This window comes from Accumulibacter sp. (genome assembly GCF_023806565.1).
Classification (GTDB): Bacteria; Pseudomonadota; Gammaproteobacteria; order Burkholderiales; family Rhodocyclaceae; genus Accumulibacter.
In genome coordinates this window covers 1-20,601 of the sequence record NZ_JAMTDV010000056.1, presented here as the reverse complement: position 1 = coordinate 20,601, position 20,601 = coordinate 1, and the positions used below count along the sequence as shown (strand labels likewise).

23 protein-coding genes are annotated in these 20,601 nt (G+C 64.0%); 7 read left to right on the top strand and 16 right to left on the bottom strand.

Translation table 11 applies throughout. From position 1 onward, the window contains the following. Positions 1-3 precede the first annotated feature (3 nt). Both mreC and NFV80_RS06550 read right to left on the bottom strand, forming a co-directional pair. Positions 4-936, bottom strand: coding sequence for a rod shape-determining protein MreC (mreC, locus tag NFV80_RS06555; protein ID WP_295326875.1), 933 nt, complete (start codon positions 934-936; stop codon positions 4-6). A gap of 46 nt (positions 937-982) precedes the next feature. Continuing rightward, the gene (locus NFV80_RS06550; protein WP_295326873.1) at positions 983-2,026 is read right to left on the bottom strand and encodes a rod shape-determining protein; all 1,044 of its coding nucleotides are present in this window, start codon (positions 2,024-2,026) and stop codon (positions 983-985) included. 102 nt (positions 2,027-2,128) lie between these two features. On the opposite strand from NFV80_RS06550, the gene gatC reads away from it, so the two are divergent. The 3 genes from gatC (at position 2,129) to gatB (ending at position 5,439) form a co-directional block, all read left to right on the top strand. Next, the gene (gene gatC / locus NFV80_RS06545) at positions 2,129-2,425 is read left to right on the top strand and encodes an Asp-tRNA(Asn)/Glu-tRNA(Gln) amidotransferase subunit GatC (RefSeq protein WP_295326871.1); all 297 of its coding nucleotides are present in this window, start codon (positions 2,129-2,131) and stop codon (positions 2,423-2,425) included. After that, on the top strand, positions 2,422-3,891 hold the full coding sequence (gene gatA, locus NFV80_RS06540) for an Asp-tRNA(Asn)/Glu-tRNA(Gln) amidotransferase subunit GatA (protein WP_295326869.1): 1,470 nt from the start codon (positions 2,422-2,424) through the stop codon (positions 3,889-3,891). The genes gatC and gatA overlap by 4 nt, the downstream gene beginning before the upstream one ends. Before the next feature lie 96 nt (positions 3,892-3,987). Then, on the top strand, positions 3,988-5,439 hold the full coding sequence (gene gatB, locus NFV80_RS06535; protein WP_295326867.1) for an Asp-tRNA(Asn)/Glu-tRNA(Gln) amidotransferase subunit GatB: 1,452 nt from the start codon (positions 3,988-3,990) through the stop codon (positions 5,437-5,439). Between the two features lie 13 nt (positions 5,440-5,452). Here gatB and NFV80_RS06530 read toward each other — a convergent pair whose 3' ends face one another. Both NFV80_RS06530 and pyrE read right to left on the bottom strand, forming a co-directional pair. Next, on the bottom strand, positions 5,453-6,076 hold the full coding sequence (locus NFV80_RS06530) for a hypothetical protein (RefSeq protein ID WP_295326865.1): 624 nt from the start codon (positions 6,074-6,076) through the stop codon (positions 5,453-5,455). Continuing rightward, entirely contained in the window at positions 6,060-6,707 is a 648-nt protein-coding gene (gene pyrE / locus NFV80_RS06525; RefSeq protein ID WP_295326863.1) for an orotate phosphoribosyltransferase, read from the bottom strand. Before pyrE ends, NFV80_RS06530 begins: the two co-directional genes overlap by 17 nt. A 42-nt stretch (positions 6,708-6,749) precedes the next feature. Between pyrE and NFV80_RS06520 the strand changes: the two genes are divergently transcribed. From NFV80_RS06520 to NFV80_RS06505, 4 genes are all read left to right on the top strand, one after another. Further along, on the top strand, positions 6,750-7,550 hold the full coding sequence (locus NFV80_RS06520; RefSeq protein WP_296758180.1) for an exodeoxyribonuclease III: 801 nt from the start codon (positions 6,750-6,752) through the stop codon (positions 7,548-7,550). 148 nt (positions 7,551-7,698) lie between these two features. Then, the gene (locus NFV80_RS06515) at positions 7,699-8,019 is read left to right on the top strand and encodes a DUF883 family protein (RefSeq protein WP_295326859.1); all 321 of its coding nucleotides are present in this window, start codon (positions 7,699-7,701) and stop codon (positions 8,017-8,019) included. Between the two features lie 24 nt (positions 8,020-8,043). After that, complete coding sequence (locus tag NFV80_RS06510; protein WP_295326857.1) at positions 8,044-8,448, top strand: phage holin family protein; 405 nt, start codon at positions 8,044-8,046, stop codon at positions 8,446-8,448. Then, the gene (locus tag NFV80_RS06505) at positions 8,429-8,749 is read left to right on the top strand and encodes a YqjK family protein (protein WP_295326855.1); all 321 of its coding nucleotides are present in this window, start codon (positions 8,429-8,431) and stop codon (positions 8,747-8,749) included. The genes NFV80_RS06510 and NFV80_RS06505 overlap by 20 nt, the downstream gene beginning before the upstream one ends. A gap of 45 nt (positions 8,750-8,794) precedes the next feature. Here the strand turns inward: NFV80_RS06505 and NFV80_RS06500 are convergent, their stop codons facing one another. The 12 genes from NFV80_RS06500 to NFV80_RS06445 all read right to left on the bottom strand — a co-directional run. Next, complete coding sequence (locus NFV80_RS06500) at positions 8,795-9,526, bottom strand: uracil-DNA glycosylase family protein (protein WP_295326854.1); 732 nt, start codon at positions 9,524-9,526, stop codon at positions 8,795-8,797. Further along, positions 9,493-10,752: an AmpG family muropeptide MFS transporter gene (locus NFV80_RS06495; RefSeq protein ID WP_295326852.1), complete on the bottom strand. Its 1,260-nt coding sequence runs from the start codon at positions 10,750-10,752 to the stop codon at positions 9,493-9,495. Before NFV80_RS06495 ends, NFV80_RS06500 begins: the two co-directional genes overlap by 34 nt. Then, positions 10,752-11,375, bottom strand: a complete 624-nt coding sequence (gene metW, locus NFV80_RS06490; protein WP_295326850.1) for a methionine biosynthesis protein MetW — start codon at positions 11,373-11,375, stop codon at positions 10,752-10,754. Before metW ends, NFV80_RS06495 begins: the two co-directional genes overlap by 1 nt. Then, entirely contained in the window at positions 11,372-12,499 is a 1,128-nt protein-coding gene (locus NFV80_RS06485; protein WP_295326849.1) for a homoserine O-acetyltransferase, read from the bottom strand. Before NFV80_RS06485 ends, metW begins: the two co-directional genes overlap by 4 nt. Positions 12,500-12,651: 152 nt before the next feature. Next, entirely contained in the window at positions 12,652-14,400 is a 1,749-nt protein-coding gene (ptsP, locus tag NFV80_RS06480; RefSeq protein ID WP_295326847.1) for a phosphoenolpyruvate--protein phosphotransferase, read from the bottom strand. A 7-nt stretch (positions 14,401-14,407) separates the two neighbouring features. Next, positions 14,408-14,677 (bottom strand): HPr family phosphocarrier protein, encoded by a 270-nt coding sequence (locus NFV80_RS06475; RefSeq protein ID WP_295326845.1) that lies wholly within the window; start codon positions 14,675-14,677, stop codon positions 14,408-14,410. Between the two features lie 17 nt (positions 14,678-14,694). Further along, positions 14,695-15,087, bottom strand: coding sequence for a PTS fructose transporter subunit IIA (locus NFV80_RS06470; protein ID WP_295326843.1), 393 nt, complete (start codon positions 15,085-15,087; stop codon positions 14,695-14,697). Between the two features lie 59 nt (positions 15,088-15,146). After that, positions 15,147-16,178: an FAD:protein FMN transferase gene (locus tag NFV80_RS06465; RefSeq protein ID WP_295326841.1), complete on the bottom strand. Its 1,032-nt coding sequence runs from the start codon at positions 16,176-16,178 to the stop codon at positions 15,147-15,149. Continuing rightward, positions 16,160-17,113 carry a glutathione synthase gene (gene gshB, locus NFV80_RS06460; RefSeq protein WP_295326839.1) on the bottom strand — a complete coding sequence of 318 codons (954 nt, stop codon included), beginning with the start codon at positions 17,111-17,113 and terminating at the stop codon, positions 16,160-16,162. Before gshB ends, NFV80_RS06465 begins: the two co-directional genes overlap by 19 nt. Beyond that, positions 17,104-18,417 (bottom strand): glutamate--cysteine ligase, encoded by a 1,314-nt coding sequence (gene gshA, locus NFV80_RS06455; RefSeq protein WP_295326837.1) that lies wholly within the window; start codon positions 18,415-18,417, stop codon positions 17,104-17,106. Before gshA ends, gshB begins: the two co-directional genes overlap by 10 nt. 45 nt (positions 18,418-18,462) lie before the next feature. Continuing rightward, positions 18,463-19,725, bottom strand: coding sequence for a class I SAM-dependent methyltransferase (locus NFV80_RS06450; protein ID WP_296758171.1), 1,263 nt, complete (start codon positions 19,723-19,725; stop codon positions 18,463-18,465). A 36-nt stretch (positions 19,726-19,761) separates the two neighbouring features. After that, positions 19,762-20,601, bottom strand: an 840-nt coding sequence (locus tag NFV80_RS06445; RefSeq protein WP_296758168.1) for a DNA gyrase C-terminal beta-propeller domain-containing protein, incomplete at its 5' end; no start/stop codon positions are given.

Below are 20,601 nucleotides of genomic sequence, written 5' to 3'. Positions count from 1 at the left end.
GCTTCAGTCCTTTTTCAGGCGCTTCTTTTTGGTCAGCCCCGATCGGGCCGAAGACTTGGCGTCGCGAGCGGCAGCGACCTTGGCGAGCTGCTCGGGCAAGGCGACCGCCGGCCGCGGGTCGAGGATCATCACCTCGCTGAAATTCTCGACACCGGCGAGCGGCACACAGAAAATTCTGGCAAACGAATAGGAAGTGTCGCGCTCGATGTGCGCCACCTTGGCGACCGGGAAGCCCGGCAAAAAAATTCCGTCCAGTCCGGAGGTAACGAGCACGTCGCCATCGTGGACGTCGGCGTTGGCCGGCAGGTAGCGCAGTTCGAGCTGGCCGTTGCCGAGTCCGAAGACCACCGAGCGCAAGCCGGTGCGAACGATCTGGACGGGAACCGCCTGCTCCTTGTCGGTGATCAGCGTGACTTCGGAGACAAAGGGAAATACCCGCGTCACCTGACCAACGATTCCCACGTCGTCGATCACCGGCTGACCGGTGACGACCTTGTCCTGCTGCCCCTTGTCGATGACGATTCGCCGCGAGTACGGATCCCTCACCGAATAGAGAATCTGGGCCAGCTGCCCACTTGCCTGCTGCCTCTGCTTGACGCCGAGCAGCCTGCGCAGGCGTTCATTCTCGACTTCCAGTTGCTGGGTGCGCAGCAACTGGGCGACATTTTCGAGACGCGCACGTTTCAGTTGGGCATTTTCGTCCTGCAAGCGCGAGACGCTGACGAAATAGTTCCCGGCGTTGTCGAGAAACTGGGCGGGCAGGTGCGCGAGCTGTTGTACCGGCTCGGTGAACGCCGAGATCGCCTGACGCAGCACCTCGAGCGCCTGCAGGCGCGCGTCGATCAGCAGCAGGGCGAGCGATATCGCCACGTAAAACGAGAGCAGCGCCAAGGGCGCCGGCCCGCGCTTGAAAAACGGTGGCGGCTGGTGGTCCATCGGTCAGGCCTGGCTACGGGCAACGCGGCAGTCACGCCGCCGGGCGTCAGTCGGAAGCGAAAATGCTGCCGAGGTTGTCCATCTTTTCGAGCGCCAGACCGCAGCCCCGGGCAACGCAGGTCAGCGGCTCCTCGGCGACGATCACCGGCAGGCCGGTTTCTTCCATCAGCAGGCGATCAAGGTCGCGCAGCAATGCGCCGCCCCCCGTCAGCACCATGCCCTTGTCGGCGATATCGGCGCCCAGCTCGGGCGGAGTCTTTTCCAGCGCCGACTTGACCGCCGAAACGACGCTGTTCAGCGGCTCGGTGAGCGCTTCGAGGATTTCGTTCGAAGAAATCGTGAACTTTCGCGGAATCCCTTCGGCCTTGTTGATTCCCGAGACCTCCATCTCGCGCACCTCGGCGCCGGGAAATGCCGAACCGATTCTCTTCTTTATGTTCTCAGCCGTGTTCTCGCCGATCAGCATGCCGTAGTTGCGGCTGATGTAGTTCATGATCGCTTCGTCGAGCTTGTCGCCGCCCACCCGCACCGAACCGGCATAGACCATGCCACCGAGCGAAATGACGCCGACCTCGGTGGTGCCGCCACCGATATCGACGACCATCGAACCGGTCGCTTCCGACACCGGCAACCCGGCACCGATCGCCGCCGCCATTGGTTCCTCGATCAGAAACACCTGACTGGCGCCGGCACCGATCGCCGACTCGCGGATCGCACGCCGCTCGACCTGCGTCGAACCCGACGGTACACAGATGATGATTCGCGGCGACGGCGACAGCAGGCGCGAGTCATGCACCTTCTTGATGAACTGCTTGAGCATCTGCTCGGTCACGGTGAAGTCGGCGATCACGCCATCCTTCATCGGTCGTATGACGGTGATCGCTCCCGGCGCCTTCCCGAGCATCTCCTTGGCCGACTTCCCGACGGCCTGAATCGTCTTCTTGGAGTTCGGCCCGCCCTCGGTGCGGATGGCAACCACCGACGGTTCGTCAAGAACGATTCCCTTGGATCGCACATAGATCAGCGTATTGGCTGTACCAAGGTCGATCGCCAGGTCGTTCGAAAAATAACTGCGCAGAAAACTGAACATGCTCGCGAAATCCGTGATTGCCCGCAGCGGGAGTGCGGCGCGAAAAATTTTTATGATACCTTATATGGCCCCCTCGTTTAACACCTTAGTGATTTCGTAACCATGTCGCTTACCCTGGAACAGGTCCGCCGCGTCGCCCACCTCGCCCGAATCGAAATCAGCGAGGTCGAAGCGCAACACACGCTGGACCGGCTGAACGACATTTTCGTCCTCATCGAAGCGATGCAGGCCGTTGATACAAAAGGCATCGAACCGATGGCGCACGCGCAGGACGTGGCCCAGAGGCTGCGCGCGGACCGCGTCACCGAATCCGAACCCTTCGCCCAGCGGACCGCTTTCCAGGCCATCGCGCCGGAAACCGAGGCCGGGCTCTACCTCGTGCCGAAAGTCATCGAATGATCGAGCACAGCCTCCAGGCCATGGCACGGTCGCTCGCCGACAGGGAGATTTCGAGCGTCGAACTCACCCAGCTCTATCTCGACCGCATCGTCCGGCACAACTCTGGACTCAATGCCTTCATCACCGTCGACCCGGCCGCCAGCCTCGCGCAGGCGCGGGCCGCCGACGAGCGACTGGCACGCGGCGAAGGCGGGCCACTGACCGGCATCCCGATCGCCCACAAGGACATCTTCTGCGCCAAGGACTGGCTCACCACCTGCGGATCGAAGATGCTGAGCAATTTCGTCAGTCCCTACGACGCCGCGGTGATTTCCCGGTTCGGGGAGGCCGGCGCGGTGATGCTCGGCAAGACCAACATGGACGAATTCGCGATGGGTTCGTCGAACGAAACGTCCTTTTATGGTCCGGTGCGCAACCCATGGGACGGCAGTTGCGTTCCCGGCGGCTCGTCCGGCGGCTCGGCGGCGGCGGTCGCGGCACGCCTGGCGCCGGCGGCGACCGGAACCGATACCGGTGGATCGATCCGCCAGCCGGCGGCACTGTGCAACCTGAGCGGGCTGAAGCCGACCTACGGCGTCGTCTCGCGCTACGGCATGATCGCCTTCGCCTCGTCGCTCGATCAGGCCGGCCCGCTCGGTCGCTCGGCCGCCGACTGCGCGATTCTCCTGAACGTCATGGCCGGCTTCGACGATCGCGACTCGACCAGCCTCGACCGCCAGCGCGAAGACTACTGCCGCGAGCTCGCTGCGCCGGCCGGCAACAAGCCGCTGGCGGGGCTGACCATCGGCCTGCCCGAAGAGTTCTTCGGCGAGGGCTGCAGTGCCGAGGTGACGCGACTGGTCGAAGCGGCGATCGCGGAATACCGCAAGCTCGGTGCCGAAACCGTCGCCATCCGTCTGCCGAGCATGGGGCTCGCGGTCGCTGCCTACTACGTGATCGCACCAGCGGAGGCCAGTTCGAATCTGGCGCGCTTCGACGGCGTACGCTATGGCCATCGCGCAGCAGACTACCGCGACCTCACCGACATGTACTGCAAGAGCCGCGCGCAGGGCTTCGGTGCGGAGGTCAAACGGCGCATCCTGATCGGCACCTATGTCCTCTCGCACGGGTATTACGACGCCTATTATCTGCAGGCACAGCGCGTCCGCCGCCTGATCGCCCGCGACTTCGCCGAAGCTTTCCGGCAATGCGACGTGATCCTCGGCCCGACGAGCCCGAGCACTGCCTTCAAGCTCGGCGAGAAAGCGGCCGATCCGGTCCAGATGTACCTGTCCGACATCTACACGATCGCCGTCAATCTCGCCGGCCTGCCGGCAATCTCGATTCCCTGCGGTTTCGCCAGCGGCCTGCCGGCCGGTCTGCAACTGATCGGAAACTACTTCAGCGAGGCCAGGCTGCTGCACGCGGCCCACCGCTACCAGCAGGAGAATCCCTGGCACCTGCAGCATCCAGACGGATTTGCCTGAGGCGCGCAGCGGTCCGGCACGGAAATCCGTATGCCCGCTGCCCGTCCGCTGGTGCCCGGCCCGCGAGTGCCGTTCTTGAAGAGTGAGTAAGCAGTGATGAAACCATGGGAAGTCGTAATCGGCATTGAAACCCACGCGCAGCTGTCAACCCGGGCGAAAATCTTTTCGGGCAGCTCGACCGCTTTCGGTGCCGCCCCCAACCTGCAGGCGAACGCGGTCGACATCGCCTTGCCCGGAGTGTTGCCGGTGCTCAACAAGGGCGCCGTCGAATGCGCGATCCGCTTCGGCCTCGCCGTCGGCGCTAAGATCGCGGAAAGATCGATTTTTGCGCGCAAGAATTACTTCTACCCGGATCTGCCCAAAGGTTATCAGATCAGCCAGTACGAACTGCCGGTGGTGGTCGGCGGCAGCCTGGCGATAAGCGTCGGCGAACGCGAGAAGCTGATTTCGCTTACCCGCGCCCATCTCGAAGAGGACGCCGGAAAGTCCCTGCACGAGGGCGCCGGGCAGCAGTTGCACGGCCGCTCGGGAATCGATCTCAACCGTGCCGGCACGCCCCTGCTGGAAATCGTCAGCGAACCCGAGCTGCGTTCGGCGGCCGAAGCCGTCGCCTACGCGCGCACCCTGCACGCACTGCTGCGCTGGATCGGGATCTGTGACGGCAACATGCAGGAGGGATCGTTCCGTTGTGATGCCAACGTCTCGGTGCGCCCGATCGGTCAGGCGCAATTCGGTACCCGCCGGGAAATCAAGAACCTGAACTCGTTCCGCTTCCTGCAGCAGGCGATCGAATACGAAGTACAGTGGCAGATCGCGACAATCGAGGAAGGTGGCCGCGTCGAGCAGGCGACCGTGCTTTTCGATCCCGACAGCGGTGAAACGCGCGCCATGCGTTCGAAGGAAGACGCACACGATTACCGCTACTTCCCTGATCCGGATCTGCTGCCATTGCTCATCGATCGCCCATGGGTCGAGCAGATCCGCTCACAAATGCCGGAGTTGCCGCTCGCCAAACGCGACCGCCTGATCGCCGATTACGGGCTGTCGGCATACGATGCCAATGTTCTCACCACTTCGCTCGAACTCGCCGACTACTACGAGGCCACGGTGGCTGCCGCCGGCAAGGCGAACGCCAAGACCTGCGCCAACTGGGTAATGGTCGACCTCGCCGCACGCCTCAACAAGGAAGACCGCGAAATCGGCGAATCACCAGTCGCGGCCGAGCAACTCGGCGCACTGATCGCCCGCATCGGTGACGGCACGATCTCGACCAATATCGGCAGAAAGATCTTCGATGCGCTGTGGAATGGCGAGGGCAGCTCGCCCGACGAAATCATTTTCCGCCAGGGCCTGCAGCAGATCAGCGACAGCAGTTCGCTGGAAGCACTCCTCGACGAACTGCTTGCCGCCAACCCGGCAATGGTTGCCGAGTTCCGGGCCGGCAAGGAAAAGGCCTTCAATGCGCTGGTCGGTCAGGCAATGAAGGCGACGCGCGGCAAGGCCAATCCGCAGCGGGTCAGCGAACTGCTGCGCAAGAAACTCGGCTGATCGCGACCGCGCTTCAGGGACGTGCCGGTGGCCGCTTCGAGAGTTCGACGAAGCGGCGCAGATCCTCATCGTACTTCTGGCGGATCGCCTCCTGATCCTTGTGTTTGGCCTCGATCACCGACTCCTGTGCCTTGATCTCGTGATCGGCATCGCGCAGGCCCTTGGCCACTTCGGCCGGCAACTGCCGGTATCTGTAAAACTCCGCCTCGTCCTCGAATCGCTTGCGCTGCCGGCGTATTTCCGCAATTCGTGCCTGTGCCGCCGCAATCGCCGCCGTAAGGTCGCGTTCGGCGCGGCTGCGCATGATTTCGATATCCTTTTCGCTGCCGTAGGTGTTCAGCAACGCCTGATCCTTGCGCCGCTGTTCGTTGAGCAAACGCTCCTGCTCGCTGCGCCGCCTCTCTTCGGCCGCTCGTTGCGCTCGCTGCTCGGCGGTCAGCGGCGCTTCGACATTCCTTGCGCGACCGGAATCGCCGACCTCCCGGTAGGCACGCGCATAGCACGCCGGCGGCAGGATGTCTCCGCACACCTGCTTGCCCGAGTCGTCGTGACAGCAGAAGATGGTGGTCGCCGCACTCGCCGCCCGCCCGCTGCTCAGCGCCAGCAGCAACAGTGCGCCACTAGCCGCTGCGCGCAACGCCATACTCGTGTCGGTAGCGAGCGATTGCCGCTGCTTTCTGTTCAAATTCCGGGCTCTGGCGAAGAAAGCTCATCAGATCGTCGAGATTGGCGACGGCGAACACCGGAATCCCATAATCACGCTCGACCTCCTGCACCGCGGACAGCTCGCCGTTGCCGCGCTCCATGCGATCGAGGGCGATCACGACGCCACACGGCGAAGCACCGGCCGCACGGATCAGGTCCACCGACTCGCGAATCGACGTGCCGGCGGTGATCACGTCATCGATGATCAGCACGCGTCCGGACAGTGGCGCGCCAACGATGTTGCCGCCTTCGCCGTGTTCCTTCGCCTCCTTGCGATTGAACGAGAACGGCAGGCTGCGCCCGGCGCGCGCCATGGCGATGGCAACTGCGGCGACCAGCGGGATGCCCTTGTAGGCCGGTCCGAACAGACCGTCGATGGCGACCGCACTGGCGTCGATCGCCTTCGCGTAGAATTCGGCCAGCCGCTCCAGTGCCGCGCCGTCGTTGAACAGCCCGGCGTTGAAGAAATAGGGCGAGCGCCGCCCCGCCTTGGTCGTGAATTCGCCAAAACGGAGCACTGCCCGAGCGACGGCAAATTCGATGAATTCCTGGCGAAAGTCCATGATATATATTCGGCATGCGAGCCGTTCCCGGCACCGGGGGCTATGTTACGCATCATTACGCTGAACCTCAACGGTATTCGCTCGGCATGGCGAAAGGGGGTGCTGCCGTGGGCCGCCGCGCAGAACGCCGATGTCTTCTGCCTGCAGGAGTTGAGGGCACAGACTTCTGATCTCGGCGCCGAGATGAAGGCGCCCGCCGGGCTGAACGCCTTTTACCACTGCGCCGAGCAGAAAGGGTATAGTGGCGTCGGCCTGTGGTGCCGACAGCGACCGGACCAGGTGTACGATCGGCTTGGGGACGAGGAATTCGACCGCGAAGGACGCTACCTGCGCGCCGATTTCGCCAACCTCTCGATCGTCTCGCTCTACCAGCCATCCGGTTCCAGCTCCGAACAGCGCCAGAAGGCGAAATTTCGCTTCATGGACATGATCTACCCGCGTCTCGCCGATCTGCGCGCGAGCGGACGCGAAGTCATCGTCTGCGCCGACTGGAACATCGCTCACCGGGAAATCGATCTCCGCAACTGGCGGGGCAACCGCAACAATTCCGGCTTTCTGCCTGAGGAACGCGCCTGGGTGAGCCGATTGCTGAGCGAGGCCGGCTGGTGCGACGTATACCGCGATCTGCATCCCGAAGCCACCGACCAGGCGTACACCTGGTGGTCCAATCGTGGTCAGGCCTGGGCGAAGAACGTCGGCTGGCGCCTCGACTACCAGCTTGCGACCCCGGGCATCGCGCGTGCCGCGAAACACGCGGCGGTATATAAGGCGCAGCGCTTCAGCGACCATGCGCCGCTGACCATTGATTACGAGTACCGGCTGCAGACCGGCGGCGCGGACTGAGCCCACGCCCGATTGCACGAGCGGGGGCCCGCCACAGAGCTTCCGTGCATTGATATTCCAGCCCACTTTCTATAATCTGGGAGCTTCGTAGAGGGCTCCTGTTGCATCGTCGCTCTTCCCGTCGTCCCCTTCCACTGTGAGGTCCATCATGTCCGAAGTTTCCGATCTGTCTACCGCCAACAAACAAAAGCTCGTCTCCGACATGAGGGTTGTCGTTGCCGACGCAGAGGAGATCCTGCGCGCCACGGCTGGCGTTGCGGGAGACAAAATGGGGGATCTGCGCGAGCGCATCGGCGAGCGGCTGCGCGACGCCAAGCTGCGTCTGGCCGACGCCGAAGCGGCTCTGGTCGACCGCACCAAGGCAGCCGCACGTGCCACCGACGACTTCGTGCATGAAAATCCGTGGCGCGCTGTCGGCGTGGCCGCTGCCGTCGGCCTGCTGCTTGGCGTGATCATCGGTCGCCGCTGATCCCCCCTCCGCGCCGTCCGAGCGATGAGCGAGACGCCAGCCAGTGGCGGCCTGCTGGCTGCCACCCGGAACAGCGCGGCCACACTGCTGGCCAGCGGGCGGACGCGTCTCGAACTGCTGGGCAATGAAATCCGGGAAGAGAAGCTGCGTGCCGTTCATCTGCTGCTACTCTCGCAAGCGGTGGCGTTCTGTCTGATGATTAGCCTGATTCTCGCCATCGCCCTGCTGGTCGTCGTTTTCTGGGACAGTCGGGTGTTCGTGCTCGGCGGTTTCACTGCCCTCTTCGCACTCATCGGCAGCTTCGCCTATATCGCTCTGCGGCGCGCGATGCGCCGCGGCCAGAGCATCTTCGCCACGAGCATCGCCCAGCTCGGAGAGGATCTGCAGCAGCTCAGGACCGCCGCCGGCAATGAATCAAGACCTGATTGAACTTGCCGTCCAGCGCGGCCGGCTGATCGAGCGCATCAGCCAGCAGCGCCGGCAGCTCGGTCAGCAACTGCAGCCACTGGGCGCCAGCCTGCACGGCCTGGATCAGGCCGTTGCCGTCGTGCGTCGCGGCAGCGATTACGCCAAACAGCATCCGGAAGTGGTCGCCGCCGGAGTGGCCGTCCTCGTCGTGCTGCAGCCCCGCCGCGTGTGGCGGTGGAGCCAGCGCGGATTCTTCGTCTGGCGTGCCTGGCGCAAGCTGCGCCGGCAGATGTCGGATCTCGGCCTGCTGGCGCGGCCGTAGGCCGCTGCAAGAGCCGCCGGCAGGCGCCGCCGGGCGCGCAGCCGCTCAGTCCCAGACGCCCAGCGCCAGCAGTTGCCCGGTTGCCGCTGCCGCCCAGCCGCGATTCGCCAGAGGGCTCGCCGGGCTCGGATGCAGTATCCGCCCCGTGCGCACCGTCGTCCCGGTCAGCGCCTCGGTGGCGCGCGCCTCGGCGAAAGCGCCGACGCCAATCACCCATTGCGGCTGCAGGACCGATGCCAACGTCTGCAGATGGATATCGCAGGCAACACGTAGAGCATGCGCCTCGACGGCCGGCAGTTTGTCCGGAGTCAGGTTGCGACCCTGATCGAAGAAGGCCAGCGGGCAATAATTGGCGACGAAGTGCTCGGTGAAAAACGCGTCGGCAGTGCCGAAGCGCTCGCGAAACAATCCCCACAGACGTTGCCCGCTGACCTCGCAACGCGCACAGGCAAAACCTTCGACCGGCCGCCGCGGATTCTCGGGGTGCGGCTTACGCACGGTCGCCTCGATCCCCAGCCAATCGCGAACCATGCGTACGTCACCGAATGGCACGCCGCATTGCACCATGCCGAACGGTCCCGGGTTCATCCCCAGGAAAAGAACGCGCCGCGTGCTCGCGCCGTAGCGGCGCAGGTACGCCTCGTGTGCGCACCAGGCGTAGTCGAGCGGATTGTAGGTGTGGCTGACCGGGGGTGAAAAGCGGAGCGTCGAGACGCTCGCCGACAGTTGCCGGGCGGCGGCAATCAGCCTCTCGGCGACTGGGGGAACTCGTTCCACGGCGCAACTTTCAGCAGCAACAACATGCCGGGCGCGGCAAGCACGAAACAGAGAAGAAAGAAACTCCCCCAGCCAAGTGATTCCACCAGTGCCCCGGCCGTCGAGTTGATGAACGTGCGCGGAACGGCGGCCAGACTGGTGAAAAGGGCGAACTGGGTCGCCGTGAATGCCGGATTGGTGGCACGCGCGATGTAAGCGACGAAAGCCGCGGTCCCGAGACCGACACCGAGGCACTCGGCGGCAATCACGCCGGCGAGCGCCACCCGATCGAAGCCATCGACCGGGGTATGCACACCACGCCACGCCAGCCAGGCAAAGCCGAGGATGGTCACCATCTGCACCAGACCGAACAGCCACAAGGCGCGGTTGATCCCCAGACGGACCATCCACAGTCCGCCGAGCAGGCCGCCGAATACCGCTGGCCAGAGTCCGGCGTGCTTGGCGATCACGCCGATGTCGGTCTTGCTGAAACCGAGGTCCAGATAGAAAGGCGTGGCCAGGGCGGTCGCCAGCGAATCGCCGAGCTTGTAGAAAAAAAGGAAACCGAGCACGAGCAATGCCCCCGACCATCCGCAGCGGCCGACGAACTCGTGGAACGGCTCGACCACGGCCTGACGCAGGGTTTTCGGCACGCCCACCACGACCGGCTCGCTGACCAGCAAGACCATCACCATGCCGGGCAGCATGAAAGCGGCGGTGATCCAGAAGACCTGCACCCAGGGCAGCAGGTCGGCGAGAACCAGCGACAGCGATCCGGGTACCAGACCAGCGATCCGGTACGCGTTCACATGCACCGAATTGCCAAGCCCGAGTTCGCGATCGCTGAGGATTTCACGGCGAAACGCGTCGAGGGCGACATCCTGGGTCGCTGACAGGAAAGCGAGGACAACCGCCAGCCAGATCACCGGCGTCAGTTCGTTCGCCGGCGAGAAGCCGCCAAGCAGACCGATCGAGCAGAACAGGCCGAGTTGCGAGACCAGCATCCAGCCGCGCCGACGACCCAGCGGCAGACGGAAGCGATCGAGCACCGGCGCCCAGACGAATTTCCAGGTGTAGGGAAACTGGATCAGCGCGAACAAGCCGATGGTTTTCAGATCGACGCCCTCGCTGCGCAACCAGGCCGGCAAGAGATTGAGCAGCAAATAGAGGGGCAAACCGGAGCTGAAACCGGTGAATACGCAGATCAGCATCTGCCGGGTCAACAGCAGACGCAGCCACACGGGCATCAGGATGGCCGTCCGAGGCGGAAAAAGGCCAGGCTGCCGTTCAGGTTGGGGTCGTCACTCACCTCGCGGCCGGCTTCGTCGAACGCCAGACGCTCGCGGATTTCGAGGCCGAGCCGTGCACACAGATCCTCGAAATCGACAATGGTGAAGAAGCGCACGTTGGGGGTATCGAACCAGTCATACGGCAGGTCCTCGGACACCGGCATGTGCCCCCGGTTGATTGCCTCCCGGTTGGCACGGTAGGCAAAGTTCGGGAAGCTGACCACCGCCTCGGCCGCGACGCGCAACATCTCGCCGAGGATGCGCTCGGTCGCATGCATCGTCTGCAGCGCCTGCGAGATGATCACGTGGTCGAACGAATTGTCCTCGAAGCCAGAAAGCCCGCATTCGATGTCCATCTGCAGGACATCGACGCCGTTGCAGATGCACCGGAGAACGCTCTCGTCGTCGATCTCGACGCCATAGCCGGTGACGTCGCGCGTTTCGTTGAGATAGCGCAGCAACCTGCCATCGCCACAGCCCAGGTCGAGGACACGCTCGCCAGGCGGAATCCAGCTCGCGATCACGGCAAAATCGAAGCGCTCTCGCTGTTCGGCTCTGGCCCTCCTCTCCTGCTCGGTCATACGGCGATGTTCTCCAGATAGGCGCGCAGCAGGGCATGATAGTGCTCGTCGTCGAGCAGGAAGGAATCATGCCCGGCGCCGCAAGCGATCTCGGCATAAACCACGCGCAGGCGATTGTGCAGCAGGGCAAAGACGATTTCGCGCGAACGCGCCGGCGCGAATCGCCAGTCGGTCGAAAAGCTGGCGACGAAGAAACTCGCCCGCGCACGCGCCAGCGCGGCCGCCAGGTTGCCGTCGTACTCGTAGGCGGGATCGAAGTAGTCGAGCGCCTTGGTCGTCATCAGATACGTGTTCGCGTCAAAGTAGGTGGCGAACTTGTTTCCCTGGTAGCGCAGATACGACTCGATTTCGAAATCGACGTCATAGCTGAACTTGTGCTCACCGTGGCGCAACTGGCGACCGAATTTCTCGGCCATCTGACTATCCGAAAGATAGGTGATGTGAGCCACCATGCGCGCCAGCCGCAGCCCCCTGGTCGGGACGACTCCGTGCTCGGCGTAGTAACCGTCGTGAAAGTCCGGATCGGAAAGGATCGCCTGGCGAGCCACCTCGTTGAAAGCGATGTTCTGCGCCGACAGCTTGGGCGCCGAGGCAATGACCATCGCATGCCGGATGCGCTCCGGGAACTGCAGCGACCATTCGAGTGCCTGCATGCCACCGAGGCTGCCGCCGATCACCGCTGCCCAGGTGTGCACACCGAGATGGTCGGCCAGTCGTGCCTGCGCGGCCACCCAGTCCTCCACCGTCACCAGCGGGAAATCGGAACCATAGCGCTTGCCGGATTCCGGGTTGATCGACAGCGGGCCGGTGGAACCATAGCAGCCGCCGAGATTGTTGACCCCGACGACGAAGAACTTCCGCGTGTCGAGCGGCTTGCCAGGGCCGACGAGATTGTCCCACCAGCCGACGTTGTCCGTTTCGTCGGCATAGTACCCGGCCACGTGGTGGCTGCCCGAAAGGGCGTGGCAAACCAGCACGGCGTTCGACCGTTCGCCGTTGAGCGTGCCGTACGTTTCGAAAACCAGTTCGAAACCCGGCAACTCGGCGCCGCTCCGCAGCCGCAGCACTTCGCCGAAGCGCACTCGCTGCGAGGCAACGACTCCGACAGAATTCTCCGGTGACATCTTGATCGTATCGATGACAAAAAAAACCGGCCAGCTGGCAAAGCGGACCGGACCTGCCGCGCTTTAGCCGTATTTGTAGGGCGCCCGCAAGCTGATCGTTCAAATCGGCGCCAAGGGCACGAAAGTTACCCGCGACCCCGGAAAAAGTCAATTCAGCCGGTGGCGTTCAGCTTGTCGAGCTGTTCGCGAATCTTTGCCGGTTCCTCGTGGCGCAAAAGGCGACGCACCATCGGTGCCAGCTCGGAACAATTGCTCTGCATGATCTTCTGCTTGACCGACAGGATTTGCGCCGGGTGCATCGAGAACTGGCGCAAGCCCATTCCCAGGAGCAGGCGCGTGAGATTCGGGTCGCCCGCGAGTTCGCCACAGATCGATACCGGGATATCGACCTTCTCGGCGCTGGCAATGGTGTGCGCGAGCAGCATCAGCACGGCCGGATGCAGGGGATCGTAAAGCGGCGCAACCTCCTCGTCGCTGCGGTCGATGGCCAGGGTGTACTGAATCAGGTCGTTGGTGCCGATCGAGAGAAAATTCATGCGTCGCAGGAACATTCCCACGGCCAGCGCGGCAGCGGGAATCTCGATCATCGCACCGACCGGGATTGCTTCGTCGAAGGGAACACGTTCCCCGCGCAGACTCGACTTGGCGCGCTCGATCGCTGCCAGGGTCTGATCGATCTCATGCGCCTGCGAGAGCATCGGAATCAGCAAGCGAATGCTTCCGTACTTCGAAGCCCGCAGGATCGCCCGCAACTGCGTCTGGAACATCTTCGGCTCGGCCAGCGACAGGCGGATGGCGCGCAGGCCGAGTGCCGGATTGCTCTGCAGGCGTTCGCCCTGTACCTTTTCCGGATGCAGGTCCTTGTCGGAGCCGAGATCGAAAGTGCGGATGGTCACCGGTTTTCCCGCCATCCCCTTGACGACCGTGCGATAGGCCTCGAACTGCTCGTCCTCGCTCGGCATGTCGCCACGGTCGAGAAAGATGAACTCGGTACGAAACAGGCCGATGCCGTCGGCGCCGCCGTCGAGCGCATTGGCGACGTCGCCGGGCAGCTCGATGTTGGCGTGCAGGGCGATATCGATACCGTCCAGGGTGACCGATTTCGCCGTCTTGAGGCGCTTGAGCTTGGTACGCTCGAGTTCGATCTGGCTTTTCCTGAGCCGGTATTCCTCCAGGATGCGCAGGTCAGGGTTGACGATCAGTACGCCACGCGTACCGTCGACGATCAGCACTTCGTTGTCGTGGATCAGTTGCCGGGCGTTGTGCAGCCCGAGCACCGCCGGAATGCGCAGGCTGCGCGCGAGAATTGCAGTATGCGAGGTGGAGCCGCCGACGTCGGTCACGAAAGCGGCGAAATGGTGCTCCTTGTAGGCAATCACGTCGGCCGGCGAAAGGTCGTGGGCGACGACGATCAGATCCTCTTCCTTGATGCCCTTGCCAGTCTTCAGCAAGGTTCGACCGGGCTGATCCACCAGTTCCTTGATCACCCGTTCGACGACCTGCCGCACGTCGTAACTGCGTTCGCGCAGGTACTGATCATCGAAACTCTCGAACTGGCTGACCAGCACCTCCATCCGCTGCACCAGCGCCCACTCGGCGTTGCAGCGCCGCTCGCGGATCAGTTGCTTGGGGGCCTCGGCAAGTTCGGGATCGGAAAGGATCGCCGAATGCAGGTCGATGAAGGCGCCGAACTCGGCCGAACTGTGTTGCATGCGGCCCTTGAGTGAGGCGAACTCCTCGCGCACCCGCTGCACTGCCGCGTCGAAGCGTGCCACTTCCTTTTCGATCAGACGGGGAGCGATGACGAGGTGCGACACCTCGAGCGTCGCGTGCGACATCAGGTGCGCCTGCCCGATCGCAATGCCTCCCGACACCGGCAGGCCGTGCAGCGTGAAACTCATCGGACGATCACTCCGCCTCGCCAAACCTGGCCGCGATCAGATCGAGAATCGCCTCGTTGGCCGCCTGTTCGTCACTGCCATCTGTTTCGACGACCACCGTCGACCCCTTGCCGGCAGCCAGCATCATTACCCCCATGATGCTCTTCGCGTTGATCCGGCGCGCGCCTTTCTCCATCCACACGTCGCTGGCGAAGCGGCTGGCAAGCTGCGTCAGCTTGGCGGAAGCACGGGCATGCAGGCCCAGTTTGTTGATGATTGCAGTTTCAGCACGTACCATCGAAAACTCCTGTGAACCTAGGTTGGCGGTGGCAGCTTGATCACCCCGTCATGGGCACCGCTGACCGCTTTCTGCAGCATCGTCTCCATGCCCTTTTCGCGATAGGTCAGGGCGCGCAGCAACATCGGCAGATTGACGCCGGCAATGCCTTCGACGTGTCCCGGTGCGAGCAGCTTGAGCGCCAGATTGCCGGGTGTCGCACCGAAAATGTCGGTCATGACGACGACGCCTTCGCCGTCATCGACTTCTTTCAGCAGCAGGTTGGCCAGCGGCAGGACATCCAGCGGATCGTCCTGCGCGGCCACGCCGAGCTGGGCGATCAGCGGCGGGCGCTTGTTGAGCACGTGGCAGACATTCTGAATCAGGCTCTCGCCGAATGAACCGTGCGTTATCAGAAGGATACCGATCATCGTTCCCACCCGTCACCCAAGACCGCCATTCTAAGCGATTCCCACCCCTTCGGCAGAAATCAGGGGATCACTTCACGTGCCGACGGCGGCTCGCCGACGTAGGAAAGCCGATTTTCCATCGCCCGGCTGACCTGCAGGTGGCCCGCAGCGTCGATGCGCAGCACGTGCTCGACCTGCAGGCGGTGCGCCAGGCGTGGCCAGTCGCGACCGCCGATGAACAATGGCTTGGAAGCAGCATCGGAGAGCGTACCCGCCGCGGGGCGCCGTGTGATCAGTACGGTCAGCGCCTGCGTATGCGTCACCGGCTCGCCCGTGCGCGGGTCGAGCAGGTGGCTGTAGCGCCGGCCACCAGCCTCGAAGTAGCGTTGATAGTCGCCGGAAGTGCCGATCGCCTCACCGTCGCCCAGCTCCAGCATTGCCAACGGCCCCGGCTGGCGGGGATGCTGGATGCCGACGCGCCAGGGCTCTCCATTCTTGCGGCCGAGCGCCATGACGTTGCCGCCGATGTTGATCAACGCATCGTGCGCGCCCTGCGCCTGCAGAATTTTCGCCGCATGGTCGAGCGCGACCCCCTTGAGATAGCCGCCGAAATCGAGCGCCACCTGTCGCTTGCGACTGCTGACGTAACCGTTCGCCAATTGCAGGTCGAGGATGCTCGGCGCCGCTTCACGCCAGGCAGCGACGGCACTCGGCGCGGGCAGCGTGGCTGGCATGTCATCCGACTGGAAGCCCCAGAGGCTGACCAGACGACCGATCCCCGGATCGAACAGGCCCTCCCCCAATCGTGTCAGCCGTTGTGCGTCGGCAATCAGATCGGCCATTTCGACAGTGACCGGCTGTCGCCTGCCGGCGGCGATGGCGAGGTTCAGGGCGCTGAGTTCGGACGGTCTCCAGGCGTGGTAGGTGCGATGCAGGCGGTCGAACTCGCGCAGAACGGCGGCCGCCGCCGAACGGGCCTCGCCTTCCGGCAGGCCAGCGATCAATACTTCGACGCGCGTCCCGAAAACGAAGGCTTCCTGATGATGCAGCGGCGCACGGCTGCAGGCCGCCAGCAGCCAGACCAGAACGAGAACTAGGCAGCGGCTGCGCACTGCCGTTCGAGTGCGGTGATGAGCATTTCCGCCACGTCGAAACCGGTCTGCTCGGCGATCTCGACCATGCAGGTCGGGCTGGTGACATTGATCTCGGTCAGCCAGTCGCCGATCACGTCGAGGCCTACCAGCAGCAGGCCACGCGCGGCCAGTACCGGCGCCAGGGCGGTCGCGATTTCCCGGTCACGGGCAGTCAGTTCGCGTGCCACGCCGGTGCCGCCGGCAGCCAGATTGCCGCGCGTCTCCCCCGCTTTGGGAATGCGCGCCAGGCAATAGGGAACCACTTCGCCGCCAACGATCAGGATCCGCTTGTCGCCATCAACGATCTCGGGAACGTAGCGTTGCGCCATGATCGTGCGCGCACCGTTACGGGTGAGCGTCTCGACGATCACGTTGCGATTCGGGTCGTCGTGACGGACGCGGAAGATCTGGCTGCCGCCCATGCCGTCGAGCGGCTTCAGGACCGTGTCGCGCTCGCGGTCGATGAACGAATGAATCACCCGCGCGTCGCGTGCCACCAGCGTCGACGCGGAAAAATGCGCGAACTCGGCGATCGACAACTTCTCCGAATGATCGCGCAGGGCACGCGGCCGATTGAAAACGCGCGCTCCCTCGGCTTCGGCACCTTCGAGCAGCCAGGTGCTGGTCACGTATTCCATGTCGAACGGCGGGTCCTTGCGCATCAGCACGGCACCGAAATCGCGCAGGGCGACGACGTACCGGTCGATCTCGACATACCATTCGTGGTCGTCGCCGAGCATTTCGAGGTGCATCGCCTCGGCACAGACGCCGTGCAGCGGCGACCAGTACAGCGCCTCCTGCTGGATCGTCCACACCGCGTGTCCGGCCGCCTGCGCGGCACGCATCATGGCGATGCTACTGTCCTTGTATGCCTTGAGCGACGGCAACGGGTCGACGATGAACGCTATGCGCATGCCGCCTCCGCCATTTTCGGTTGCAGGGTGCGCTCCAGTTCCAGCGAGGCGGCGAGCTGTGCCAGGCGGGCAACCACCCCATAGACGTAGAAGCGGTTCGGCGCGGCGTCGGGATTCTGGCAGTAGTCGGGCAGCGAGCAACTGGTTTCGAAGGCGAGCGGCTCGAAATGCATCCCTGGCGCATTGAGGTTCTCGTCCTTGCCACGCCCGCTATGCACGCGGTAGAAGCCGCCCACGACGAAGCGGTCGATCATGTAAACGACGGGTTCGGCAACCCCTTCGTCCGTACCGCTGCCCACCCGCTCGTAGGAATGCACCCCTTCCTGAATGATCACCTGCGACACCGCCAGGCCCTCCTTGATCACCGACATCTTGTTTCGCTGCCGACGATTGAGACCGGTCACCTGGGCCGCGTCCTTGACTGTCATCACCCCCATGCCATAGGTCCCGGCGTCGGCCTTGACGACCACGTAGGGAGTTTCGTCGATCCCGTACTGCTGGTACTTCTCGCGGACCAGTCCGAGTACCGCGTCGACATTGGCCGCCAGGCAATCCTCGCCCTGCCGCTCGTGAAAATTGACGCTGCTGCAAACCGAAAAGTACGGATTGATCCTCCACGGATCGACCCCGACCATTCGGGCGAAATCGCCCGCGACCTCGTCGTAGGCAGCGAAATGATTCGACTTGCGGCGGAATGCCCAGCCCGCGTGTACCGGCGGCAAGACGAACTGCTCGTCGAGATCGCGGAGTATCGGCGGGATGCCTGCCGACAGATCGTTGTTGAGCAGGATGGCGCAGGGATCGAAACCATCGAGACCCAGCCGGTGACCACTGCGCAGCAGCGGTTCGAGAAGCAGCGAGCTGCCGTCGGGCAATTCGACCGGAGTCGGCCGGTCGATTTCCGGCAACAGCGAACCGAGCCGCACCTCGAGACCGGTCAGCCCGAGGATCGTCGCGATTCGCGCCACGTTCTGCAGGTAGAACAGGTTGCGCGTGTGGTTCTCGGGGATCAGCAAGAGCCGCCTCGCGTCCGGGCAAATCCGGTCGATCGCGGCCATCGCCGCCTGCACGCAGAGCGGCAGAAAGGTCGCATCGAGATTGTTGAAGCCGCCGGGAAAGAGATTCATGTCCACCGGCGCCAACTTGAAACCTGCGTTGCGCAAATCGACCGAGCCGTAAAAAGGCGGCGTGTGCTCCTGCCACTGGCTGCGCAACCAGCGCTCGATCTCCGGCATGGCGTCGAGGAAGCGGCGTTCGATCTCCAACAAGGGGCCGCTGAAGGCGGTCATCAGGCGTGGAACCATGGGCTTTTCTCCTTCCCGTCGCTGCCGGCGCCGGCGAATACTCGGTCAGAACAGCTCCCGCTGCGGCAGGTCGGTCCGGGATCTTACACCGTCGCCGGGCAGGAAGGCACTCAGGGACGCGGGAAGCGGCGATTGTTCGAGACTGCGCTGGGTGAACAGGAAGCGCCCGTCGCAAACGAAACCGAGGTCGTCCCAGTCGACCGCATTCAGCGCAAGCGCCAGCGCTCGCACGTCGACCCGCGGATCGTGCGGGAAGATCGCCAGCACCGCGCCGTCGTAATTCGGGCAGGAGTGCACGAAGAAGGGCTGTGAACGACGCGTCTTGTGGTTCACATACACCCGCGGCTGCGTCGACTGATGGTAACGGCGCCCCCACTGCCACCAGTTGGATTCGTCGAAGGGGCGAACACGGCGCGCGAGCAGACGATCCTTGTACGGCAACAGTACCGGCGGTGGCGGCTCACCCGGCTCGCACCAGAGCATGCGGCGCGTTTCTCCACTCGTCAGCGTCGCCGAACAGACGAAGTCGCGATTGCCGTACGCTTCGCTGGCGTACAGCTCATCGGCACCCGACACCGCGCCCACCTTGACGAAAGCGAGGTCGGCCAGATGCAGTGGATAATCGTCACGAGTAAACAGCAGATGTCCACCGCTTTCGACGAAATGCCGCTCTTCCCATTGCAGTCGAAGCAGACCGGCGGCGCCATCGGCGACCCCCTGCGCGGCGTAGCGCGTGCGCCGCGAAAAATTGCCGTGCTCGAAGCGCCAGATGGCGCAGTTCGGCGTCGCGCCGTCAAACAGCCGTGAATCGCCGAGATCGACGAAATCGGTGATCGTTCCGGCCGCGTGCAGCAGGCGATTGAGCGGCACCGCCGAGGTCGCCTTGACGAAATCGCGCGGCGTGATGAAAACCAGTTCGCCGCCCGGCGCCAGATGCCGCAGGCACTTCTCGATGAACAGCAGGTAAAGGTTGGAGCGCCCGTCGAGAACACTGCGCCGCAGCCGCCGCCGCGTTTCACCGACGATATCCTGGTAGCGTACGTACGGCGGATTGCCGATGATCGTGGCGAATTGCTCGTGCTCGGGCAGTGCGAAGAAGTCCATCACCCGCGCCCCGGCCGGCGCGTGCCGCGAGTCGATCTCGATCCCCACGGCAGACGGAAAATGCCGCAGGAAGGCGCCATCACCGCAGGCCGGTTCGAGCACGCGCCCGCGATTGCGGACCAGCAAGAGCATCGCCTCGACCACCGCCGGCGGCGTGAACACCTGCCCGAGACGGTCGACGTCGTAATCGCTCGGCACGGTCACGGGCCTCGCCGGTTCTGCTTGCGTAGCGCGGGCGCGTCACTCATCCGCCGCTGCGGCCAACACGACGTTGCCGAGATGTCCGACCGGCGAACCGCGGCGGGCGCGCTGACCGACATGCCGGTCCTCGGAAAGCAGCGTCTTGCTGCGGTTGCGCAGCGTCCCCTGGATGGTCACCCGGGCACCCCGCGTGAGCACCACCGAACGCAACGATTCGTTGCCGTGCAGCCCGATGATCTGCACTCCCTTGCCCGCCGCCAGACGCTTCATCTGGGCAAGCGGAAAGATCAGCAGACGGCCGTCTTCCGACAACGCCGCCAGATGATCCTCGCCGGCCAGGCGCAATGGCGGCAGGATGCTCGCTCCTTCTTCGACGGTCAGGAACGCCTTGCCCGCTTTCTGTCGCGAAAGCAGATCGCCAAAGCGGCAGACGAAGCCGTAGCCGGAGCTCTTGGCGATCAGGAATTCGTCCTCGGGCACACCGCCGAGCACATGCGCGATCCTGCCGCCACCGAGCTCGACGAACGACGACAGCGGCGCGCCCATGCCGCGACCGTCCGGCAGGCTGGCAATCGGCACGGTAAACGCGCGACCCTCGGTCGAAACGACGATCAGCGAATCGACCGAGCGACACTCCTGCGCCGAACCGGCGCGATCGCCGTCCTTGAAGACGACGCCAGAGAGGTCCAGACCATGCCCCTGGCGGACACGCGCCCAGCCCTTCTCGGAAATGATCACCGTCACCGGCTCGTCGGCAACGGCCGCGACTTCCGAGCGCGAAGCCGTCGCCGCCGGTTCGAGAATCGTCCGCCGCGCGTCGCCATGCTTTTCGGCATCGGCCCGGATTTCGCGGATCACCTGCCGGCGCAGCAACTGGTC